This window comes from Candidatus Obscuribacterales bacterium (assembly GCA_036703605.1).
Lineage (GTDB): Bacteria > Cyanobacteriota > Cyanobacteriia > RECH01 > RECH01 > RECH01.
Window position 1 is genome coordinate 1 of record DATNRH010000575.1, and the last position, 1,746, is coordinate 1,746.

The following is a 1,746-nucleotide window of genomic DNA, read 5'->3' on the forward strand; positions in this document are numbered from 1 at the left end:
CCCAAAAGGAGAGGGGACAAGAGTTTTAGCTCCCTTCTCCCTAGGGAGAAGGGTTGGGGATGAGGGCAATTCATCCTGCTATCCAGCAATGCCAGTTCTACTATCGCCAGCGCTGGTGGCGATAGCTCTAGGTAGTGACTATCAAACTCGGGTTTGCAAGGCTGAAAACCAGCCACAGGGTGGGCACTGCCCACTGCTTAAACCAGCGCTACTTATCCCAGATCTCTACTTCGTAGTATTGAATGAAACCTGTTTTCTACGTCATCTTAGCGAACTCATTGGTGGCAAGCTTAACCAACACCTTGGTTTGGTTCGGGGTCACGTTTTGGGTTTACCTGCAAACGCAGTCGGTGCTAGCAACCTCAGTAATGGCCGGGATATATCTGGTCATCGTCGCTGTTTCCGGCTTTTTCTTAGGCTCACTGGTCGATCGTTACCATAAGAAAACCGCCCTGCTGATTTCCAGCGTTGGTTCGCTGGTGCTGTATGCTCTCGCCTACCTAATTTATGTATCTACGCCAGCGGCTGTTTTTACCGACGCGTCTAGCGCCATTCTCTGGGGATTTATTGTTTTGGCGCTGGTAGGGGCGATCGCCGGAAACCTGCGCACCATTGCCCTGCCAACCCTGGTAACGGTACTGATTCCTGAAGCGGAACGCGACAAGGCCAATGGCCTGGTGGGCACTGTCAATGGAGTGGCTTTTTTGGCGGCTTCTATCGTGAGCGGGCTGGCGATCGGGTTTTTAGGCATGTACTGGATGCTGGTGATGTCGATCGCCCTCACCGTCCTAAGCATTCTCCATTTGTATACTATCCCCATTCCAGAGAAGCGAATTATTCATACCGAGGCGAAGCCCAATCACATTGATATTCGAGGCACCATTCAGGTGATTCGTCTGGTGCCGGGTTTGTTTGCGCTGATCTTCTTCAACTGCTTCAACAACTTTTTGGGCGGCGTCTTTATGTCGCTAATGGATGCCTACGGACTATCTCTGGTGTCGGTACAGGTGTGGGGCATTGTGTGGGGAGTCTTGAGTTTGGGGTTTATTGTCGGTGGGTTGGCAGTTGCTCGGTTTGGGTTGGGTAAAAGCCCCCTGCGCACTATGTTTTTATCCAACATTGTGATGTGGATAGTCGCCATGGGCTTCACGATTCAGCCGTCCATTATTTTGCTGGCGATGGGTTTATTGGTGTACCTGTGCCTAATTCCCATGGTCGAAGCCTCGGAACAAATGATTTTGCAAACCATGATTCCGCTGGAGCGCCAGGGACGGGTGTTTGGCTTTGCCCAAAGTATTGAGCAGGCGGCCTCTCCGCTCACCGCCTTTATGATTGGCCCGATCGCACAATTTCTGTTTATTCCCTTTATGACCACTGGGGCCGGAGTCGATTTAATTGGCCCCTGGTTTGGCACCGGCAGCGATCGCGGCATTGCTCTATTATTTACATTAACTGGCTTAGTGGGGCTGATAGTAACAGTGCTAGCGATGCGATCGCGTGCCTATCGTGCCCTATCGGTGAACTATCAAAGGCATTACGCAGAGACCGTTCAAATTGAAGTCAGGCAGCCTTCATGAGGCTGGGGTAGGCGGTCCTCCCGCTACCCAAAAGGATAGGCGACGGGCAATTCCATCCGCTACCGTGATACTGTTCTGGCGTTAACCCAGGCTGAATGCGTGACTACCCCGCTTCTACTGACTAAGCTGCACCAACCGTCGCCGCGATCGCATCTGGTGAGGCGCGATC

The 1,746-nt window shown here is 52.3% G+C and carries 1 protein-coding gene; it reads left to right on the plus strand.

The annotated features are described in order from the left end of the window. The first annotated feature begins 242 nt into the window (after positions 1-242). Entirely contained in the window at positions 243-1,577 is a 1,335-nt protein-coding gene (locus V6D20_12235) for an MFS transporter (GenBank protein ID HEY9816548.1), read from the plus strand. Positions 1,578-1,746 lie beyond the last annotated feature (169 nt).

Coding starts and splice junctions, on each gene's coding strand:
- V6D20_12235 (HEY9816548.1), top strand. CDS start 243: ATGAAACCTGTTTTCTACGTCATCTTAGCGAACTCATTGGTGGCAAGC.